This window comes from Paraglaciecola sp. L3A3 (assembly GCF_009796765.1).
GTDB lineage: Bacteria > Pseudomonadota > Gammaproteobacteria > Enterobacterales > Alteromonadaceae > Paraglaciecola.
This window is the reverse complement of sequence record NZ_CP047023.1, coordinates 2,463,911-2,485,224: the sequence shown is the minus strand read 5'-3', so window position 1 is coordinate 2,485,224 and position 21,314 is coordinate 2,463,911. Positions and strand designations below refer to the sequence as shown.

Here is a 21,314-nt window from a genome sequence, read left to right as displayed (position 1 = left end):
TTATTCTTTGGTGAATAACCAGCAATGGTGAATTTTTGGATTTCTTTGAAAATCTTCAGGCAAAGTTTGTTTGGATATATTTTTGATACTCAAACCTAATGCTTGTATAGCCACTTCATCTAATTTAAATTGGCGCAGGTTATTCGAAAATATAATCTCACCTTTAGCATTTAAACAACTAACGGCATCAGTTAACAATGCTACATGGTCTCTCTGTACATCCCATGTGTCTTCCATTCGTTTAGAATTAGAAAAAGAAGGTGGATCGATAAACATTAAATCATATTGGCTTCTGTTACGTTTTAACCAAGTTAAACAATCAGCCTGGATAAATTCATAAGCACCTTTTAAATGATTACAAATAAAGTTGTCTTTTGCCCAGTCTATGTAGGTATTAGACATATCCACTGTGGTAACTGATTTAGCGCCACCTAAAGCAGCATGTACCGAAACACTTCCTGTATAAGCAAACAAATTAAGTACATCTTTAGATTTGGCTTTTTGCTGAACAAGTTGTCTAGTTATTCGATGATCTAAAAATAAACCTGTATCTAAATAATCATGTAAATTGACTAACAATTTAGCGCCATTCTCAAATACTTCTAAACGCTCTTTACGTTCAGACACTCTTTGGTATTGGTTTTTACCTTTTTGTTGCTCACGTACTTTTAGGATGATTTTATCGCTAGGTAGACCTGTCACTTGCGCTAAAGATTGCATCACTTCGTTGATTCGTCTTTTAGCCTTATGTTCTGGGACATCTTTAGGGGCTGAATATTCTTGCACCACAAGATGGCCAGGATAATGATCAATGGCAACATTATACTCAGGTAAGTCAGCATCATAAATACGGTAACAATTAGTATTTTGATTTTTTAGCCACTTATTAGCTTTTTGCAAATTTTTGCTAAAACGATTAATAAAATCGTTAGTCAGTGGTTTGATTTCTCGAATTTGGCAATTCTTTTCATCTAATTCAAAATTAACCAACAAACAGTCAAGTTTACCGTTCATCAGTTTGTATTCTTTTTTAGCGGTTAACTTCATTTCACGTAATAAACTACGATCTGAAGTAAGCAGGGACACAAACCAATTTTTATATTCAAGTTTTAACCAAGTACCCCATTTTTGAAAAATCGGCGTTAACTGTTGTACTTCACTCAAACGTTCGCCATAAGGGGGATTACTGACTAGATAACCAACAGAGTTTTCTTCTGATTTGAGTTCACAAGCATTTTGTTGAATGAATTGAATATACTGGTCAACACCTGCTGTTCGAGCATTTTCTTTGGCTATCGACAAAACCGCACCATCTATATCACTAGCGGTAATTTTGCATTCAGGTTCAACTCTTTGTTGTTCAGCTTCTAAGCTTAAATTTTGCCATAACTCGGCATCATGTACTTTCCAACTATCAAAGCCCCAACTGGTTCGTTTTAAACCTGGCGCCATGTTAGCCGCTATCATGGCACCTTCGATGGCAATGGTACCTGCACCACACATAGGATCTAATAAAGGAGCGGCTGTATTTTTTGTCCAACCACTTCTGATTAACATGGCACTTGCTAAATGTTCTTTGACAGGTGCCAGTCCCGTTTTCAGACGATAGTTCCTTTGGTGCAGACTCTGCCCACTGAGATCTAAATAAATACCTAAGATACTGCGCCACATGCGGGCTTGAATTTTTATATTAGGAGATATTTTACTAACAGAGGGTCTTTCATCAAAAAAGGTCGAAAATTGGTCGACTATGGCATCTTTTACTTTCAATCCGCCAAACTGAGTATTATTGATACTCTGGTTAGTACCATTAAAATCAACCATAAAAGTATCTTTAATAGCAAACTGGGTGGGCCAATTAACTTGATCGGTAATTTTATAAACGTCTTCAGCCTCGTTCACTTCACCTTCAGCTAGTTTGACTAATACTCGGTTGGCTAATCTAGACCACAGACAAACTTTATATGCGTCAACTAACTCTCCGCTGAATATCACTTGTCCTGGTTTATTTTTCAGTGCCACATCAGGACATATGCTTGCAACCTCTTCTAACAGAAGTGCATCTAACCCTTTGGAGGTGGTAATTAAAAATTCAAACATAGTAATACTCGCAGCTAAAAACGGCCGCGATTATACGGTAATTGCACAGTAAGCGCATGTTTATTCGGTTTTTCTTTTGATTTTTTAAGCTGTGAGTTGATCGCATTCGCCAAGCAAAAATGGTTCGAGTCTGGTTTTAGCCACTTTTATTAATTCAAAACGGCTTAAAGCTTTCTTTTCTGTCAGTAATAAACGGCTAGAAATTAGCATACAAGTGGCTAATTGTTGTTCTTCTATCAACACTAAGACTATGCCTTCACCTAATTGGTTGGTCAGTCTAGATAATCTATGATGCACCCCAAAGTTTTCGACTTCTGAGAAAAACCAACTTTTCGGTGAAATCGGTTTATGAAATTGAATGGCGGCAGTGGCATTAATTAATATATGAGTAAGCTGAGCTTCCGAAAAATTAGCAGCACAATTTATCAGACTATTTAACAAAGAAAGATAACACTCTGTATCTTGCAAACTAAATAGTTGTTTCTCGTTTGGCATGTTAACAATCTGTTTTTCACCAAATGCAGTTGTGCATTGCCACTCAGATCCCATAGACAACATAAGTTGACTATTTTCAGTAAACCAAAACCAATTGGACATGGGCTGCAACATAACGCTCAACAAATCATATAGAGAAAATCTTACCTAAAAACCTACCATAAGTTGCTAGGTAAGACGCGTTTAATTCACATATTTATTTAGTCTAAAACGATCAGATCAATGCAGGATCATTATATAAAATCTACGATCTCCTTGATCAATTTCGGCCCCTTGTAGATCAATGAAGAATAAATTTGGATCAGCTTGGATCCAGAGTTGATCCTATCCTTTGCTGTGGATCCGGAGTGAATACCCCCTACCCCTATAACCGGCATTCTACCTGCTATATGATCATTTATTTTGCTTACAACGGCTTGGCTTTTAGCTGTCAACACTGCACCACTTAAGCCCCCTGCTTCATTTGCATATTGCTGCCCTTTAACTTGATCTCTGTCCAAAGTTGTATTGGTTGCGATAACGCCATCGATCCCTGAGTTGATCAAACAATCGCAGGTGTTAATAATTTCTTCATCAGTTAGATCGGGAGCGATCTTCACTAGGATCGGCACATACTTTTTATGCTTAATTTGCAGGATGTTTTGTTCATTTTTTAAACCGGCTAATAAAGTTTCTAATGCTTTACCGTGTTGTAAATTTCTTAAACCAGGCGTGTTAGGTGAAGAAATATTTACCGTGACATAACTGGCATATTGATAAACCTTGTTTAAACAAATTAAGTAATCGTCTAAGGCGTTTTCTTCTGGCGTATCTTTATTTTTTCCAATATTAATTCCTAACACACCTGTGTATTTTGCCCGTTTAACATTATCAACTAAGTTATCTACGCCTTTATTATTAAAGCCCATCCGATTGATAATCGCCTGCCCTTCAGGTAAACGAAACATTCTAGGTTTTTCATTTCCTGGCTGTGGTTTAGGGGTGACAGTGCCAATCTCTATAAAGCCAAATCCCATAGCGGAAAATGCGTCAATACATTCTCCATTTTTGTCTAAGCCCGCCGCTAAACCCACAGGGTTCTTAAAGGTTATTCCAAATACTTCAACAGGTTTATCTGGAATATCTTGTTTATAAATACAATTTAGAAAGTTGTGTTGGGTCCGCCTTAACCAGTTTATGGAAAAATCGTGACTCCATTCGGCGTCTTGTGTGAATAATAATTTTTGAATTACGGAGTACATATAATTTCCTTAAAAAAAAGCCCTGGTTAATACCAGGGCTGTATAAATATTTATTTTTTTCAGTGATTAGCACTAATGCTAAGCAACATTAATTGTCTAAGGGCCACTGAAAATTTTGCAAACTCATGAGTTGTACTGGTTTTGAACTCTGACATCATATGATACCAGCGTTCGAGTAAAGTTTGATTATTGTCCATCCAATTTTTTAATATGGCTTCTGCATCTTGGTTCTTAGCACACGATGCTAACATGACTGCAGCGAGGGATCTTTGTTGCCAAACGAGTTCTTCGCGATACGAAGCCCTAGCTAATGCTTGCCAATGATTATTGACGGTTTGTTTGTCGATTTGTTCTAAAAACCAATGTAATTCAAGCTCTGAGCCTAGTTTAAAGTACAAACTTGATACCAATTTTATATCGCGTTTTTCTGTTTCAGCAAGTTGTGCTAAATCCATACAAGAGAACATATTGCTTAAGGATGCCACTTTGAAAGCAATTTTCTTTGGCACACCTTGTTTGACTAATGTTGCACAAGACGCTTCAAGTTGTTGATATTCAGCTTCCACTAAGTATTGTTTAATATTTTTACAAAGATCATTAAATGAAGCTCGGTAACTATCAATCGATGTTTTTATATCTAAATTTTTATTACCATGTCTAAGATACCAGTGTGATGCTCTACGTAAAGTGCGTCGCATCACATTTAACATATTCAATTGAACCTCAGATGGAATTTGATTATCAAGTGATTGCACCTCAGTCCATAAGTATTCCATAGCAAAAATCCCTTTCACCGCGACATAACTATTAGCAATTTCTGCGACACTTGCCCCCGTTTCTTCTTTAATTCTAAAAACATAATTCATACCCATATCATTAATAATATTATTGGTTAATTTTGTCGCTATAATTTCACTTCTAAGTGGATGATTTTGCATTTGTGCAGAAAATTGTGTTTGTAACCTTTTTGGGAAGGCATTGATTAATAACTTGCCATGATACGGATTGTCGGTAATTTCAGGCGTATTAAATTGTTGTTTCATGACCATTTTACCGTAAGCAATTAACACTGATAATTCAGGACGAGTTAACCCTTTATTCTTAACAAGACGTTCTGAAATTTCATCATCATTAGGAATGAACTCTAATTCTCGATTTAAGTATCCTTCTTTCTCTAAAGCCTGAATGAATCTAAGTTGTTCTTTTAATTGTGCAACCCCTCCTAATTCAGAAATAGAAATGGATTCTGTTTGACGATAACAATCTTGGATCACTAAATCCCCAACTTCTTCGGTCATCTCATATAAAAAGTTGTTTCTTTGTTTATTAGTTAAATCCCCAGCACTGACTAAAGAATTAAGCAAAATTTTGATATTCACTTCATTATCTGAACAATCGACACCACCAACGTTATCAATAAAGTCAGTATTGATTCGGCCACAGTTATTGGCATATTCAATTCGACCTAATTGGGTTGTGCCTAAGTTACCGCCTTCACCAATTATTTTCGCTTGTAACTGATTACCATTAACACGGACATCATCGTTAGCTCTATCACCTACTTGTGCATGAGATTCTTTTGTACTCTTAACATAAGTACCAATCCCACCATTCCAAATTAAATCTATTGGCATTTGCAGTACGTGATGAATTAGTTCATTTGGGGTCATAGTTTGCTGTTTAGTGGACAAACATTTTTTCATTTCGGTTGAAAGATGAATAGATTTAGCTGAACGATTAAAAACGCCTCCACCTCCTGAAATAAGAGACGTATCATAGTCCGCCCAACCTAGAGATGGATTGGCAAATAAACGTTTACGTTCTTTGTAACTGCTTTTAACATCTGGACTGGGATCAAAGAAAATATGTAAGTGGTTAAAAGCACACACTAGTTGCGTGTGTTTGGATAACAACATGCCATTACCAAATACATCACCCGCCATGTCACCAATGGCGACACAAGTAAACTCAGTGGTTTGACAATTTTTACCTAATTCTCGGAAATGCCGTTTCACTGACTCCCATGCACCTCTGGCTGTGATCCCCATTTTTTTATGGTCATAACCAATACTACCGCCAGAAGCAAAAGCATCGCCTAACCAAAAATTAAACTCAGCAGAAATACTGTTCGCAATATCCGAAAAAGTGGCAGTACCTTTATCGGCAGCTACCACCAAATATGCATCATCGTCATCCAAACGAACTACATCTTTTGGATACACAACTTTGCCATCAATAATATTATCTGTAATATCTAACAGACTTCGAATAAATATCTTATAACACTCTTGGCCTTCAGTTTGAAATGCATCACGGCCTTGATCTATTGGCAACTTTTTACAAACAAATCCACCTTTAGCTCCCACTGGCACAATCACAGTATTTTTTACTTGCTGAGCTTTAACTAAACCTAATACTTCAGTTCGAAAATCTTCTTGTCTATCAGACCAACGTAAGCCACCTCGTGCAACTTTTCCGCCCCGTAAATGAACCCCTTCGATTCTTGGCGAATAAACAAATATTTCATACTTTGGCTTAGGCAATGGCATATCTGGTATAAGTTCTGGATAAAGTTTGTATGAAACGTACGGCTTGTCTTGGTTATTTTCATCTTTTTGAAAAAAGTTAGTTCTTAGTGTGGCGAGTATCAAATCTAAATAACGACGAATAATTCTATCGTCATCTAAATTTGAAACATTATCTAACTGGGTTTTAATATCAGTCAATATTGTCTCTTCCACTTTTGGGTTAGCTTGAATGGTTGGATTAAACTTTTGAATAAATAAACTGGTCAACTTAGTCGCAATAGCCGGATAATTCGACAAAGTATTGGCAATATAGTCTCGACTAAAAGAACTACCAATTTGACGCATATATTTTGCGTATGAACGTAATATTGTCACATTACGACCAGTTAAACCGCCAGCCAGCACTAAACGATTAAATGGGTCATCTTCCAGCTCGCCATACCAAACCTGAGAAAAGGCAGTTTGAAAAAGTGATTGCGCCTGAGCTAAATCCATATCATTACTGCTGTGATGTAACATAGAAAAATCCATAATCCAGTTAACATTACCTTCCGATGGACTGATTTTATATGGACTTTCGTCTATCACCCTTAAACCAAAATTTTCTAACATGGGTAAAACAGCTGACAGATGAATAGGTTCCTTTTTATGAAAAAGTTTTAATTTGACAACCTTGCTATTGGCCCCTTCTTCTTGAGGTCTATAAAACAGCATATCTAGGGTATGTTCACTGTCTAATTGTTCTAACTTATCAATATCAACTAAGGCCACACTAGGTAAATTGCTTTCTTTGTAACTGCTTGAAAATGCGTTGATATATTTTTGTTCAAGCTTTTTACCTTTAGCTTCTCCATGATTCAATCGAATAGTGGCTTGTAATTGGTCTTCCCAATTTTTATTCAGCTCTATGATGTTTCTTTCAATTTCCTTCACATTATATTCCGCATTATTGTTTTTAACCCTGACAATATAGTGAGTTCTGGCATACACAGATTCAGAAAAATAAGTAGTAAATTCAACTTCTTGCTCACTAGAAAAAGATTTTTGTAGTAACTTTTGCGTGTCTTTTCTAAGTTGTGTGTTGTAACGCTCTCTTGGCACAAAAATCATACAAGATAGAAACCGCCCGAACACGTCTTTGCGCACAAATAATCTAGATATTCCCCGTTCTTGCATTTGAAAAATACCGAGAATAATTTGAGCCAATTCTGGCACACTGCCCTGTAACAATTCATCTCTAGGGTAAGTTTCAATAATGTTTAAAAAGGCTTTATGTCCATGTGATCCCGGTTCAAACCCCGACTGTTTGGCAATGGCATCGATTTTTTCCTTTAGAATAGGCAGTTGCGCAGCACTACTGTTATAGAAGGATGCGGAATATAGGCCGATAAATCTGTCTTCACCGACTACATTACCTTTATCGTCAAAGCGTTTAATACCGATATAATCTAAATATGCAGGACGATGAACCCTTGATCGAGAATTAGTCTTAGTCAACATTAATGGGTTAACACTTAGCGCTTCTTCTCTAGCTGAAGTCGCAATATTTGATAACACTCTTTGTCTGTCCGTTTGCGAATTTTTCATCAATCCCAAACTTGATTTATTATCGGCCACCCAGCGATAGTCGCCTTTAATACCAATAACACTATAAGAGCGATATCCCATCAAAGTGAAGTTATGATCATTTAACCAAGTTAAAAATTTTTTTGTTTGCGTTTTTTGTGCAGCAGAAATAATTTTGGCGTTATTATCAAACTCATCAATAATTGACGTTAGTTTTTTACTAATCAATTTCCAATCTTGCACCGCTAAAAAGACATCATTTACCACAGAGGTTAATTCAGAGCTCAGATTTTCTAAAGCTTTGTTGGATGTCTGTCTATCAACCTCAATCAAAAATACCGTTTGTTTAACTAAAGTTTTCACGTCGGTAGATGCTGTTGCAAATGACATAAACCTTTGGTCACTATCTCGGATTAAACCAATTGGACTATGCAACAATAAATGAGCAGTTATGCCTTGAGAATTCAAAGCCATTCGCACTGAATCCACTAAAAAAGGAATATCAGGTACAATTATCTCGACAATTGTATGGGTAGATTGCCAACCATGTTTACTGATTTCAGGATTAAAAGCCCTAATAAATGGCTTGTCTCCTTGATAGTTAACAAATTGATTCCAGAGGCTTAAAGTGGCGCCATATAGATCACTGACATTTCTATCCTCTAAATCATCATTAGAGATATTATTAAATAAAATTTTTGAAAAATTAGTAATTGGCTCAACTTGCTCTGCTGCCACTTTTTTAAGTATTAATTTACACACATTTTCTAAAAGTACTGAGTTTTGATTATTTACAACTGTCATATAGTTACTCACCCCAAATTTGCTTATTGTTTGAGAAATTTTTGGAATAGTTAGTTATTAATCAACACTGATCAATAACTAATAGACTAGTCAAAATACTGAGATATATACAGTTTTTGCTATTTATATGAGAAGACAATTGACTGAGTGTCGATATTTCACTCAGTCAAAAGTTAATTTGATATTTTTTCGAAACTTTGTAATTTATTGTTGTTATCAACCACTAATCTAAAACGACCTTTTATCCCAGTAGGACTAACAAAAGGTCGTAAATTTAACACTGGTAATTGAATACGTTTACCATTGTCATCCGTCATAATGACAGTATTAACTCCAGGCTGATAAAACTGTTCACAGAAGTCATACTTAATTGAGAGTGTAAAATAATAACTGTGCATACTTATTAGTCACCTAAAGGTAAACTCTTGGTGATTTTTTCGTACAAATCTTTACTTAACCCTTTTGTGTTTCCTATACGCATCAATTGATGCTGCATCATTTCTTGACGTTGGGGATCAACCTTTTGCCATTGTATTAGTGGAGTGATAATCCTTGAAGCAACTTGCGGATTAATATCATTCAGTTTAATCAAATAATCAGCCACAAATTTATAGCCACTTCCATCTTTATTATGAAAACCAGAAACATTATAAAAAGCAAAACTGCCCACTAGAGCTCTTACTCTATTTGGGTTATGAATAGTATATTGCTGGTGAGCCATTAACATTTCTAGACGAGATAATATATCTTCACGGTCGGTATTAGCGTGTAAAGCAAACCATTTATCTAAAACGAGAGGATCTTTTTGCCACTTAGTTTCAAATGCTGTCATTAAACGTTCAAAAGTAGCTAAATCACCGTTTTGAGCTGCTGCTAAGGCACCTAAGGTATCTGTCATATTATCAGCAGTAGCAAATTGTTTTTCCAATAACTGCTGTACATTTTTATGTTCTGAAATAGCCAAATATTTTAAAACTAAATTAGACATCTTACGTTGTTTTACTTGCTCAATAGTATATTGGTAACGCTCTGGGCAATAACTTGTATATATAGCAAACCATTGTTGCTGAAATTTACTCGCTATCGCCGCGAGTAATATTTTACGAGACGATGCCAAAACATCGATATCGACCGCATTCACCTGCTGGAACAGAGTCTCGAAACTGGGAATAGTTAATATCTCTGTTTTTAAAGCTAAATCAAGTGTGTTGTCGGCCAACACATCACTAAATACTGCTAAAGTATTGTTAATCTTAAATTGTTGTTCACTTTCGGTTAATTTGGCTAGGCTATGAATACAATTACTAAATAGTCTTTGACTGGCATCCCAACGAGTAAAGTCGTCTGGGGAGTACAAGACAATTTTGGCTAAGTCGCTTTCGTTGTAATTATAATTTAATCTGACAGGCGCAGTAAAATTATGTAATAAAGACGGAACAGGTTTGGCTGTTAAATTGTTTATTTTATAACTTTGTTTCTGTTCGGTTAATTCTATAATTTGTTCGGTATTCCCCCCATCAAATGGGATGAGTGTGCCATCAGTATTTAATAAACTGAATTGAATGGGTAACAACAAATTTTGTTTGTTAACTTGATCAAAAGTAGCTTCTGTTTTCTGTGAAAAATGTATTTCATAACTCCCAGTAACAGATTCAAAACTATCATCAACTTCTATCAGAGGCGTCCCCGATTGACTGTACCAAAGGGTAAACTGAGATAAATCTTTGTCGTTTGCATCTTGCATGGCTTGCACAAAATCATCACAGGTGACAGCTTGACCATCAAACCGCTGAAAATAGAGATCCATACCTTTTCGAAAGCCATCTTTGCCTAATAAGGTATGCATCATACGGATAACTTCCGCTCCCTTGTCGTAAACAGTGACGGTGTAAAAATTATTCATTTCAATCACTTCATCTGGACGAATAGGATGAGACATAGCACTGGCGTCTTCAGCGAATTGATGTTCTCTGATTATTCTTACGTTTTTAATACGATTGACAACCGGAGATGACATGTCAGCACTAAATTGTTGATCACGGAAAACTGTTAACCCTTCCTTCAGACTTAACTGAAACCAGTCTCTACATGTCACCCGATTTCCGGTCCAATTATGAAAATATTCATGACCAATAACCGCTTCAATATTAAAATAATCTTCGTCTGTTGCTGATTCAGCATTGGCCAAAACAAATTTACTATTAAAAACGTTTAGTCCTTTATTTTCCATTGCGCCCATATTAAAAAAATCTACGGCCACTATCATATAAATATCTAAATCGTATTCTAAACCAAATTCTGATTCATCCCAGGCCATAGACTTTTTGAGTGATTCAAGGGCATGATAACCACGTTCAGCCATACCTTTATCGACAAATAATTGAAGGGCAATATCGCGGCCTGATTGGGTAACAAACTGATCTTCTAATAAATCGAAATCACCTGCCACTAGGGCAAATAAATAACAGGGTTTGTTAAAGGGATCAGACCATTTGACCCAATGTTTATTATGAGCTAGGTCTCCAGAGTCAACTTTATTACCATTAGATAATAAAAATGGAAACGCAGTTTTATCTGCAACAATGGTCACATCAAAGGCCGCTAAAACATCTGGTCTATCTAAGAAATACGTGATTTTTCTAAAACCTTCTGCTTCACATTGTGTGCAAAAAGCACCTGCAGATAAATACAAACCTTCTAAACTTGAGTTATCTTGGGGATTGACAGAGTTTGTTATGGCTAAAGTGAACTCATTTGCTAAGGTATTCACTGTTAATGATGTTTCATCTGTTTGATAATCTGTAAACGGTTGATCATCCAATAAAACAGTTAGCAATTTGATATCTTCTCCATCTAGAACCAAAGGTCGGTCGTGTTGACCATTTCTAGTCACAACTATTCTATTTAAAACCTGCGTATTAGTGGCGTCTAACTGAAATTTTAAGGATACTTTTGTAATATAGAAATCAGGCTGTAAATAATCAGCCCTACGTTTTACCGCTGGATTTGTTGTTACCATTGTTTACTAGAACCTTGTGATGAAGATAATCAATATTATTTAACAGCTAATTCAGTTTTATCTAGCTGTTCAGTTAAGTGTTTTGGGATAGGTACTCGCAATATTTTTATGCCTAAATAGGCATAAATAATAGCCAGTACCGGGTTAATCAGATTAAAGAAAGTATAAAAAATATAATCAAGAGGGTTCACGCCTAATACTCCATGCATGTATACACCGCAGGTGTTCCAGGGTATTAAAGGTGATGTTAAAGTTCCTCCATCTTCTAAACTACGAGAAAGATTAAGTTGATGCAATCCTCGTTTTTCAAATTCATTCTTATACATACGACCTGGCATAACAATCGCAATATATTGATCGGCAGTAATAATATTAGTACCTATACAGGTAAGTATGGTGCGTGTGATCATATCGCCTGCTGATTTTGCGCCCGATAAAAAGGCCTTAACCGCTCGTTTAAGTAACCCTACTTTTTCAAGTACCGCACCAAAGGTCATAGCGCACATTATTAACCAAATAGTATTTAACATGCTCGACATGCCACCTCGGCTCAGCAGACTGTTTAAAGTATCACTAGGAGTAGAAAAAGACACACCATCAAACAGAGCAGTCCATACCACCACAATTGAAGCTTTAGTTGTATCTACATTGTCTTCAGCTAGTCTTAAAATTGCTTCAGGTTGAAATATCAACGCCCAAATCGCACCTAGTAAGGCTCCTATAGAGACAGCTGGAAACGCTGGAACTTTTTTTATAGCCAGAGTTAATAACACAAATAAAGGAATTAACATTTCAATTCCAAGATTAAATTCTGCTGCTAATAAGGTTTGCATTTCTAAAATTTTACTGCCGGAATCAATAGGTGAAGAGCCATAGCCTATAATTACAAACAACACTAAAGTGATTAAAATACTAGGGATGGTTGTCCACAACATATACTGAATATGTTCAAATAAATTAGTTCCTGCGATAGCTGGGGCTAGGTTAGTGGTTTCAGATAAAGGAGATATTTTGTCACCAAAATATGCGCCAGAAACAACCGCTCCAGCAGTAATGACCTCAGACATTCCCATGCCAATCGAGACGCCCATGAGGGCGACTCCCACTGTTGCCGCTGTGGTCCAAGAGCTGCCGATACTCATAGCTACAACAGCACAAATTAAACAGCTTGCGCTATAAAACAGAGATGGATTTAATAAATCTAAACCATAATATATAAGAGTGGGAACTGTGCCGGCCAACATCCAAGTACCGATCAATGAACCGACCGCTAACAAGATTAGTATTGCACCTAAAGAACGAGATATACCTTGAATAATGCCTTCTTCAATAGTTTCCCAACTATAACCATTCTTCATTCCAATTAAAGCCGCTATGCCCATAGCAACTAATAGTGCAATTTGGTTAGGCCCAAAAGAAGAATTATCTGCAAAAAGATAAACCGAACCACCCAGCAGCGAGATCAAAATAACGATAGGAATAACGGCGTCTAATAAGGAAGCTTCTTTAATTATTTTTTTATTCGTCATTCTTTTTACCCATTAGACATTTTTATTATTTACAAAAAGAACATTAGTAAGATAACCACAGGACAGACAAACTTTACGTACCAAGGCCAAATTTTCCAAAATAGTCCTTGTTCGACATTTTCACTGCCGTGTTTAATTTCAGCTAAAATTTCGTTTCTTTTCCATACCCAACCGGCAAAAATACACAAAACAAGGCCTAATAAAGGTTGGCTATATTTAGTCGTTAAATCGATAACTAAGCCGAATAAACTTTCCATGTTAAAAGCAATAGTCGAGCTAATAGAAAAGATTATTAAAGTCAGTAACCAAACTGCTTTTGTACGACTGACTCCTTTACTCTCAACAACATAGGCAACAGGCACTTCAAGCATAGAAATAGATGAAGTTAATGCAGCAATCATCATCAAAGCAAAAAAAACAAAAGCAACATAAACACCTATTTGCCCCATACTTGCAAATAATGATGGCAATACCGCAAAAATAAGGTTTGGCCCTTCAATTAAAGCCCCCTCATCTGTAAAAATTTCGATACCGTTATGTAAAGCGACATACATAGCAGGAATAATCAACATTCCAGCTAACACAGCAACACCTATGTCGACCAAAGCGACAGAAGCTCCCAAGCTTGGTAAATTTTCTTTTTTACTGACATAAGAGCCGTACACCAACATAGTCCCTACCCCTAAGGACATAGAGAAAAAGGCTTGGCCCATAGCGTTAATTAATAATTCAGGATCTAGCAATAAACTAAAATCAGGTAATAAGTAAACATTCCAACCTTTGGCAGCGCCATCTAGGCTAGAAACATAGATAATTAAAATTGCGATGAGAATAAACAAAGCCGGCATTAATCTAACAGACCATTTTTCTATACCTTTTGTCACTCCACCTGTGACAATAAATGCCGTTAAACAAAGGAATATTCCACTAAAAATGATGTCTCTAGGTAAAGATGAAGTAACTAGCCAATCTGACCAAGTTTGTTGGCTAGATAAGTCAGTTATCGTCTGAATAAAGTGTGCCAACATCCAGCCTGCCACTAATGCATAAAAAGATAAAATTAGCGAAACGGTAACAAAACCCCACACCCCTACAGCTTTACCAAACACATTACCTGAAATTTTGCCCAAGGCATCAACCATATTTGCACGTGTGGCTCGGCCGATAATCAACTCAGCCATAAGTACAGGATAAGCCAACATAAAAGCGAGAACCATATAAGCAAAGACAAATGCAGCCCCGCCATTACTTGCTACTTGTGTTGGGAACCCCCAAATATTACCTAAACCAACAGCGGATCCAGCTGCAGCCAGGACAAAACCGATACGAGAGGAAAACTCACCACGTGTATTCATATGTGGACCCTAGGTATTATTATTGGCGTAAAAGTAGAAAAAGGGCTATCTAAAATAGCCCTAATAATTTATTGATGATTCTTACTGTTGATTGCGTATTTTCCTGCTGCTAACACATCATAAGTAATGTTTGCAGCTTCATCTAAGAAAGGATCTAACTCTTCAAGTTCTTTTTCAATTTCGTCAGGAATATCATCTAATTTTTCTAGTTTAGGTAAACCTAGCTTGACTAACCTTTGATTAACCCGAATTAGATTACGCTGCTCATTTTCAGTTTTTTCTTTTAATCGCTCGGACTCTACTAGAGAAATAGTTTTGTCTTCTTTTTTACTTTTATAGCGAACGATATCTTCATAGATATAATTAAATTCAGTTTTAACACGCTCATCATGCAATGCTGTTAACTTACTAATGATATCGCCACTTTCACCAAAGGTTGTATAGTTTTCACGTCTAATACTATCCCAAGGTAAGGCGTTTTCTTCCTGACTTTCGCCCCAATCTTTATGATCGATAACGGATGGGAATAAAATATCAGGTATTACCCCTTTATGTTGAGTGCTACCGCCATTGATTCGATAAAATTTAGCGATCGTAAATTGCACACTGCCTAATGGATTTTCGTACAAATCATAAATTCGACCTAAAGGTCTGTGTTGTTGGACAGTGCCTTTACCAAAGGTTTGTTCGCCTAAAATCAAACCACGATTATAATCTTGCATAGCTGCCGCAAATATTTCAGAGGCAGAAGCACTATAACGGTCCACTAAGACAGTTAAAGGCCCATCATAATAAACTTTACCGTCTATATCTTTTTCTACACGAATTCGCCCTGCTCCATCGCGAATTTGTACCACAGGACCTCGGTCGATAAATAAACCAGATAATAAAGTGGCTTCAGTTAACGAACCTCCTCCATTACCTCTTAAATCGACTATCAAACCTTGTACATTTTGCTCTTTCAGGCTGGTAATTTCTTCTATTACATCTTTATGTAAATTATTGTAAAAAGAAGGAATAGTAATAACGCCTAATTTACGATCTTTATTCACCCCATCTTTAGGAATGTAAACTTCAGATTTTGCTTTTCTATCTTCTAGTTTAATTTTATCGCGGGTTAAAGTCACAATCTCAGGCACTGTAGATTCAGATGTACCTTTTACCACTTGTAATTTAACTATACTGCCCTTGGGACCTTTAATAAGTTCTACAACTTCATCCAAACGCCAGCCAATAACATCTACAAATTCTTCATCATCTTGAGCGACACCAACAATTTTGTCTTCTGGTTTAATTTTACCTGAAGTTTCAGCTGGCCCACCAGGCACTACACTTCGAATTACAGTAAAATCATCTTCACTTAATAAAACGGCACCTATACCTTCAAAAGAAAGGTTCATCTCCATTTTAAAACGTTCAGCGTTTCTAGGAGATAAATAACTGGTATGTGCTTCAATACTGCGAGCAAACGAATGCATCACCGTCTGGAATACATCTTCACTGGTTGATTGAGTTAAACGTTTAATACCACGTTTATATCGTTTAGTTAATAATTCTTGAGTTTTAGTCCAATCCTTACCGGCTAATTTTAAATTTAGTGCGTCATACTTAACTCTTTGTCGCCAAAGCTCATCTAATTCAGCTTGGTTTTTTGCCCAAGGAGCATCTTCTCGGTCGTAAATAAACTTGTCATTTTTAACTTCAAAATTAAATTCTTTATCAAGTAGAGTTAAGGCATATTCGTAACGCTGTTCTCGTCTTTGCAAGCTAAGTTGATAAATTTCATAAGCAATGGCTAAATTGCCGCGCTCAATTGCATCATCAAATTTATCTTTGTATTTTGAAAAACTAGCAATATCTTCCGCGGTAAAAACATTTCGATTGAAATCTAAAGACCGTAGAAAGCGATGAAAAATTTTATCTGACAAGGCATCATTAAGCTCAATTTGCTTGTAATGGGACCGCAGAAACTGTGACGAAATCCTTTTTGCCGCAGCAACATGTTGTGACTCTTGCTTCAGTACAGGCAATTCATCACTGCTGTTACTATTTTCTATAGCGATCGAACCAGTACTTGCTAAAAGTATGGCTGAAAGCACTGATGTGCGAATTGAGCTAATCATATATTTACCTCTTTGAACGAGCTAACCTTAAGTTTTCTAATTTAACTTTGACAATCATTCCACTATCTAGTTGCACTTGTACGTCATCTTTCGATACATCCGTGATAGTGGCTGGCATAGGTGTTTTACCTATTTTTACGGTTACCGCTGTGCCAGGTTTAACATCTTCGTCAGTAAGTTTTTCAGCTGGGGGCAGTTTTACTTTAGGCTGTTCTTTTTTAGCTGGGACTGGTTTTTTGTTTGTTTTAAATTTAGGTATATCTTTGGGCTTAGCCTTTTTATTAGCGTCAGCTTGTTCTTTGCGTTTTGCCGCTACTTTAGCCTTACTTTCATCAAGTTGCTTTTTCGCATGCTCAACATGTTCTTCTTCAATAACTGCTACACCTTTACCATCTAGGTCCACACGTTCAGCACCAGTTTTGATACTATGTAAATAGCGCCAACTGTTAGTGTAATGACGCAATGACGAACGTAATAAGGTTTTACTTACCCGCTCCTCACCTTCTAGGCGCTCAGCTAAATCTTGAAAAATACCAATTTTTAGAGGTTTCGCATCACCTTTATTGCTAAAGCAAGCAGGAAAGCTTTCTACTAAAAAATTGATGACTTCTTTACTGTTTGAAAATTTTTGTGGAGTGTCCATTTATTCTTCTAGTTACATTGTTAACGAGGTTCTTGGTGCTCATCATCCCAAGTTGCTAGAAGTTGGTCAACCCAGTCGTACAAATCATCTTCATCTATATCGAGTAAATGGCTATCTTCTCGCCAATTTTCCCAAATATATTGGATCATGTGCTCTAAATTAGTGGGTTTTATATCTTCATCAGCTTTATCATAAAGCATGTGCAGTATAATATTTAACCGATCACAAGCTTCTTCTGCCCTATTATCCCAAAAATCCATATCTTCTACTGTGGCTAATGCAACATGAATATCAATTAAACTTTTCATTCAACAATTTTCCTTACTAGATATACTTTGTACAAAAATATTCACAATATTTATTAATCCAATTTTATCTTCATGGTCAAATCGAGCAATAATTGGGCTATCCAGATCTAATACTCCGATTATTTTGCCGTCTTTCTCAATAGGTATTACTATTTCAGAATTTGATTGTGCATCACAAGCAATGTGCCCTGCGAATTGATGTACATCATTAATCAATTGAATTGAATTTTCAGAAACAGCCGTACCACAGACACCTTTTCCGATTGGAATACGAATACAAGCTGGTTTACCTTGAAATGGTCCTAATACCAGTTGTTGGTCTCTAACAAGGTAAAAACCAGCCCAATTTACATCCTTTAGACCCCAATACAAAAGTGCACTCAGGTTTGCCATATTAGCAATTTGATCTGTTTCACCAGCAACTAATGCTGCGGCTTGTGAGGACATTTCAGCATAAAGTTGCTGCTTTGTATGATTCATAAGGTTTTAGTATTCCAAATACATTAATCGACTAAAGAAAAAATCACATTTACCCTAGCTTGGGTTGAGACTTCACCAGGTTGATAACTGGATGCCTTAAATGAACGCAACTCATCCATTACAACTGGAGTTGCTCTACCAACGGATTGTTCAGATATGGATATGACTTTACCAATTTTCAAGCCTAAAGCCTTAGTCATATCCTTTGCACGGTCTTTAGCGTTAATTAGAGATAGTTCTAAAGCTTTATTGTAATTATCTGCACTTTTACTATCTGATGAATTAAAGCTATCTATCCTTGAAATTCCTATTTTCAATAAAGCATCAATAGCATCGTCATACTGTTGAATATCATCTAAGGTAATATTGATTTTACGGGTTAAGCTAAAACCTTTTTGCACATTTTGTTTGTTTTCGTATTCTATCCAAGGATTAAAGCGAACTTGCAATGATTGAATGGCTCGTTTGTCGACACCAATAGTCATTAAGGTATTCACTGCTTCTGTAGTCTTAGCAATAATGATTTTATTTAGATTTGCTGCTTCTCGACCTTTTTCTTCTATATGTACAGAAAAACTAAAAAGATCAGGTGTACTTACCACACTCCCAGCACCTGATACAGATATACTGCGTACGTCACTAGCAGGCTCAGCCATAACTTCGAATACAAAAAATAAAGAAAATATAATAGTTAAATTTACAACACGCATAATGACATCCTTAAAAAATTTGAGTAGCTATGATATTAGTTTTAGCTGAACAGGCCCTTAACAATTTGTAACTCAATAGTGAGCAATAAAACCAAAATCAAAGTAAAAATGAATCAATTTTGTATTGTTAAATTAAGCATAAATTTTTCAGGATTTTGTTTAAATAACTGGATACAAGATAGACATATACAGCTTTTATCAACGGTTTTATGTGGGACTAATTTAACTAATTCAGCAGGTACTTGAACATCAAAACACCAACAGGTTAAAGTCACGCCTGCTGAAGCCGAACAATTATTATATGTATGACAAAAAGGGCAAACCAATGGCTCATTTGTCGTTGATTTTAGCAATTTTTTTCCTTACAAAACTTGATAGCAACCAATCTATAAATGTTTAATAAATAATATATATTCCACTTATTAGACATGTTCTATTTTTAGTTTAAAATTTAATATCTTTGTAATCTGATTAAGTTAGCGCAAGGCTCGATACACAGAGCCATTTCCCTAAGCCCGGACTAGCAATATAGATCGGGCATTTTTTGAATTCAATCGACTAAACGTATTAAGCCTTCTTGCATGGTCGAGGCGACAAGTTTTCCTGCCGTATTAAAGAATTGTCCTTTAACCAGCCCTCTGGCACTTCCTGTAAAGGGACTTTCTACGCTGTATAATAACCATTCATCAAAATTAAAAGGATGATGAAACCACATAGAGTGGTCAATAGTCGCTATACGTAAATTTTGATCTCGAATCGATACCCCATGCGGCTGCAAACAAGTGGCAAGAAAATGATAATCAGATGCATAAGCTAACATTTCTTGGTTTAAACTGATGTTAGCGCCTAATACTTCTTGGGACTTCATCCAAATGTAACGCTTAGGCTCCTGTACTTTTGGTTGCATTGGGTCAATAGCCTGCACAGTTCTGGTATCAACAGGCTTGTGGTAATCCATAGCTTTTTGTAAACGGTGAGGTAATTCAGCTTTTATTCTTTCAAAATAGTTTAGATCTGAATCTAACGAATCAGGTGGAGGAACATCAGGCATTTTTGCATCTTGATGGGTTAAGCCTATTTCTGGCTTTTGAAACGAGCCAGTCATATAGAATATAACTTTTGAATTTTGTATTGCTTTTACTCGCCGCGTGGAAAAGCTTTTCCCATCTCGGACATTTTCCACATCAAATTCAACAGGCTGATTAGCATCACCTGGCAGCAAAAAATAACTATGGAATGAATGGGCGACTCTATCATTTTCAACAGTCAATTTGGCAGCAGCCAAAGCTTGGCCAAGCACCTGCCCACCAAATAAAGCACGAAACCCAAGATCCCAACTTTGACCTTTGTATAGACCAGGCTTTAATTGCTCTAAGGTTAATAAATCGACAAGTTTTATTTCTGACATATAATTTCACTTCTTCTTGTTACATTACCCAACTAGGTAAGGACTACTTTTCTTCAATTAACCAATTGATTGAAAATGACGCATCAGAATGAGTTCCTAATTTAGGGGTAACATCTACCAGTGCCTCGTTCAATTGTTTATCTAATTGCCAAGGTGCGTTAATAATAACTAGTCCGGAACCATACATACCTTCAGCATGCTCCTCATTAGTCACGCGTAACTCTACTTGTAATAGGTTTTTAAACTCTTGATGACTTAAAGAGTCAAGCATAGCTTGGCTTTTACCTTGTTTACTTATGGCTGATTCAAAACTTTCACTGGCTTTGTTACGATCTTTTATTAACGGATACCAAATCGCAAAAATAGCAGTATTCCATCGTTTATATGTTTTTATGACGGTATCAACAACTTGTTCATATTCAGATGATGACTCGTAAGGAGGGTCAATAAGTACTAAACCTCTTTTCATTTCTGGCGGAGTAAGAGCTAATAAACCTTCAAAACCATCTCTGTGATGAACCGAAATATTTTTACCATTAATATTACTTTTAAGATTGCTAACTTCTTGTTTATTCCATTCCATCAGTACAATCTTGTCTTGTTCACGGAGTAAACTCTTAGCTATTTCTGGGGAACCTGGGTATTGATTAAATTGCTTATAAGCAGCAATTAATTTTAAATATTTATCTAATTGTGGATGATTGCTTTGCAAATCATGTAAACGAGAAATCCCCTGCTCGAACTCTTTAGTTTTTAGTGATTCATTAGAATTAAGTTTGTATACCCCTGCTCCACTATGAGTATCAAAATATATAAAACCTTTATCTTTTTCTTTAAGTTTCTCTAAAATAAAAATTTGGCATAGATGCTTTAACACATCCCCATGATTGCCGGCATGAAAACTATGACGATAACTGAACAAACTAGACTCCTATTACTCTTTTTTGTGCCGTGAATAATCTTAAATAGATAGGTTTTACTGAATGAATAACGCATTGACATCTG

At 36.2% G+C, this 21,314-nt stretch carries 16 protein-coding genes; all 16 read right to left on the bottom strand.

Features of this window, described 5'->3' with window-relative positions:
• The gene (rlmKL, locus tag GQR87_RS10400; protein WP_158969070.1) at positions 1 to 2,100 is read right to left on the bottom strand and encodes a bifunctional 23S rRNA (guanine(2069)-N(7))-methyltransferase RlmK/23S rRNA (guanine(2445)-N(2))-methyltransferase RlmL; all 2,100 of its coding nucleotides are present in this window, start codon (positions 2,098 to 2,100) and stop codon (positions 1 to 3) included.
• 84 nt (positions 2,101 to 2,184) lie between these two features.
• Complete coding sequence (locus GQR87_RS10395) at positions 2,185 to 2,697, bottom strand: cell division protein ZapC domain-containing protein (protein WP_158969068.1); 513 nt, start codon at positions 2,695 to 2,697, stop codon at positions 2,185 to 2,187.
• 131 nt (positions 2,698 to 2,828) lie between these two features.
• Entirely contained in the window at positions 2,829 to 3,836 is a 1,008-nt protein-coding gene (gene pyrD / locus GQR87_RS10390) for a quinone-dependent dihydroorotate dehydrogenase (RefSeq protein WP_158969066.1), read from the bottom strand.
• A gap of 59 nt (positions 3,837 to 3,895) precedes the next feature.
• Positions 3,896 to 8,734 (bottom strand): NAD-glutamate dehydrogenase, encoded by a 4,839-nt coding sequence (locus tag GQR87_RS10385; RefSeq protein WP_158969064.1) that lies wholly within the window; start codon positions 8,732 to 8,734, stop codon positions 3,896 to 3,898.
• 173 nt (positions 8,735 to 8,907) lie between these two features.
• A complete protein-coding gene (locus tag GQR87_RS10380) occupies positions 8,908 to 9,132 on the bottom strand; it encodes a DUF2835 family protein (protein WP_158969062.1) in 225 nt (74 codons plus the stop codon).
• A 5-nt stretch (positions 9,133 to 9,137) separates the two neighbouring features.
• Positions 9,138 to 11,753, bottom strand: coding sequence for an aminopeptidase N (pepN, locus tag GQR87_RS10375; RefSeq protein ID WP_158969060.1), 2,616 nt, complete (start codon positions 11,751 to 11,753; stop codon positions 9,138 to 9,140).
• A 35-nt stretch (positions 11,754 to 11,788) separates the two neighbouring features.
• Positions 11,789 to 13,282, bottom strand: a complete 1,494-nt coding sequence (gene nhaC / locus GQR87_RS10370) for a Na+/H+ antiporter NhaC (RefSeq protein ID WP_158969058.1) — start codon at positions 13,280 to 13,282, stop codon at positions 11,789 to 11,791.
• A gap of 29 nt (positions 13,283 to 13,311) precedes the next feature.
• Positions 13,312 to 14,637 carry a sodium-dependent transporter gene (locus GQR87_RS10365; protein WP_158969056.1) on the bottom strand — a complete coding sequence of 442 codons (1,326 nt, stop codon included), beginning with the start codon at positions 14,635 to 14,637 and terminating at the stop codon, positions 13,312 to 13,314.
• 68 nt (positions 14,638 to 14,705) lie between these two features.
• On the bottom strand, positions 14,706 to 16,760 hold the full coding sequence (gene prc, locus GQR87_RS10360) for a carboxy terminal-processing peptidase (RefSeq protein WP_158969054.1): 2,055 nt from the start codon (positions 16,758 to 16,760) through the stop codon (positions 14,706 to 14,708).
• A 4-nt stretch (positions 16,761 to 16,764) separates the two neighbouring features.
• Positions 16,765 to 17,403 (bottom strand): RNA chaperone ProQ, encoded by a 639-nt coding sequence (gene proQ, locus GQR87_RS10355; protein ID WP_158969052.1) that lies wholly within the window; start codon positions 17,401 to 17,403, stop codon positions 16,765 to 16,767.
• 20 nt (positions 17,404 to 17,423) lie between these two features.
• Positions 17,424 to 17,711 carry a hypothetical protein gene (locus GQR87_RS10350; RefSeq protein ID WP_158969050.1) on the bottom strand — a complete coding sequence of 96 codons (288 nt, stop codon included), beginning with the start codon at positions 17,709 to 17,711 and terminating at the stop codon, positions 17,424 to 17,426.
• Positions 17,712 to 18,191 carry a GAF domain-containing protein gene (locus GQR87_RS10345; protein WP_158969048.1) on the bottom strand — a complete coding sequence of 160 codons (480 nt, stop codon included), beginning with the start codon at positions 18,189 to 18,191 and terminating at the stop codon, positions 17,712 to 17,714.
• 23 nt (positions 18,192 to 18,214) lie between these two features.
• A complete protein-coding gene (locus GQR87_RS10340; RefSeq protein WP_158969046.1) occupies positions 18,215 to 18,901 on the bottom strand; it encodes an SIMPL domain-containing protein in 687 nt (228 codons plus the stop codon).
• A 113-nt stretch (positions 18,902 to 19,014) separates the two neighbouring features.
• On the bottom strand, positions 19,015 to 19,227 hold the full coding sequence (locus GQR87_RS22645; protein ID WP_370459632.1) for a cysteine-rich CWC family protein: 213 nt from the start codon (positions 19,225 to 19,227) through the stop codon (positions 19,015 to 19,017).
• A 224-nt stretch (positions 19,228 to 19,451) separates the two neighbouring features.
• Positions 19,452 to 20,309 (bottom strand): acyl-CoA thioesterase domain-containing protein, encoded by an 858-nt coding sequence (locus tag GQR87_RS10330; protein WP_158969042.1) that lies wholly within the window; start codon positions 20,307 to 20,309, stop codon positions 19,452 to 19,454.
• Between the two features lie 43 nt (positions 20,310 to 20,352).
• The gene (locus GQR87_RS10325) at positions 20,353 to 21,231 is read right to left on the bottom strand and encodes a 23S rRNA (adenine(2030)-N(6))-methyltransferase RlmJ (protein WP_158969040.1); all 879 of its coding nucleotides are present in this window, start codon (positions 21,229 to 21,231) and stop codon (positions 20,353 to 20,355) included.
• Positions 21,232 to 21,314: the final 83 nt, after the last annotated feature.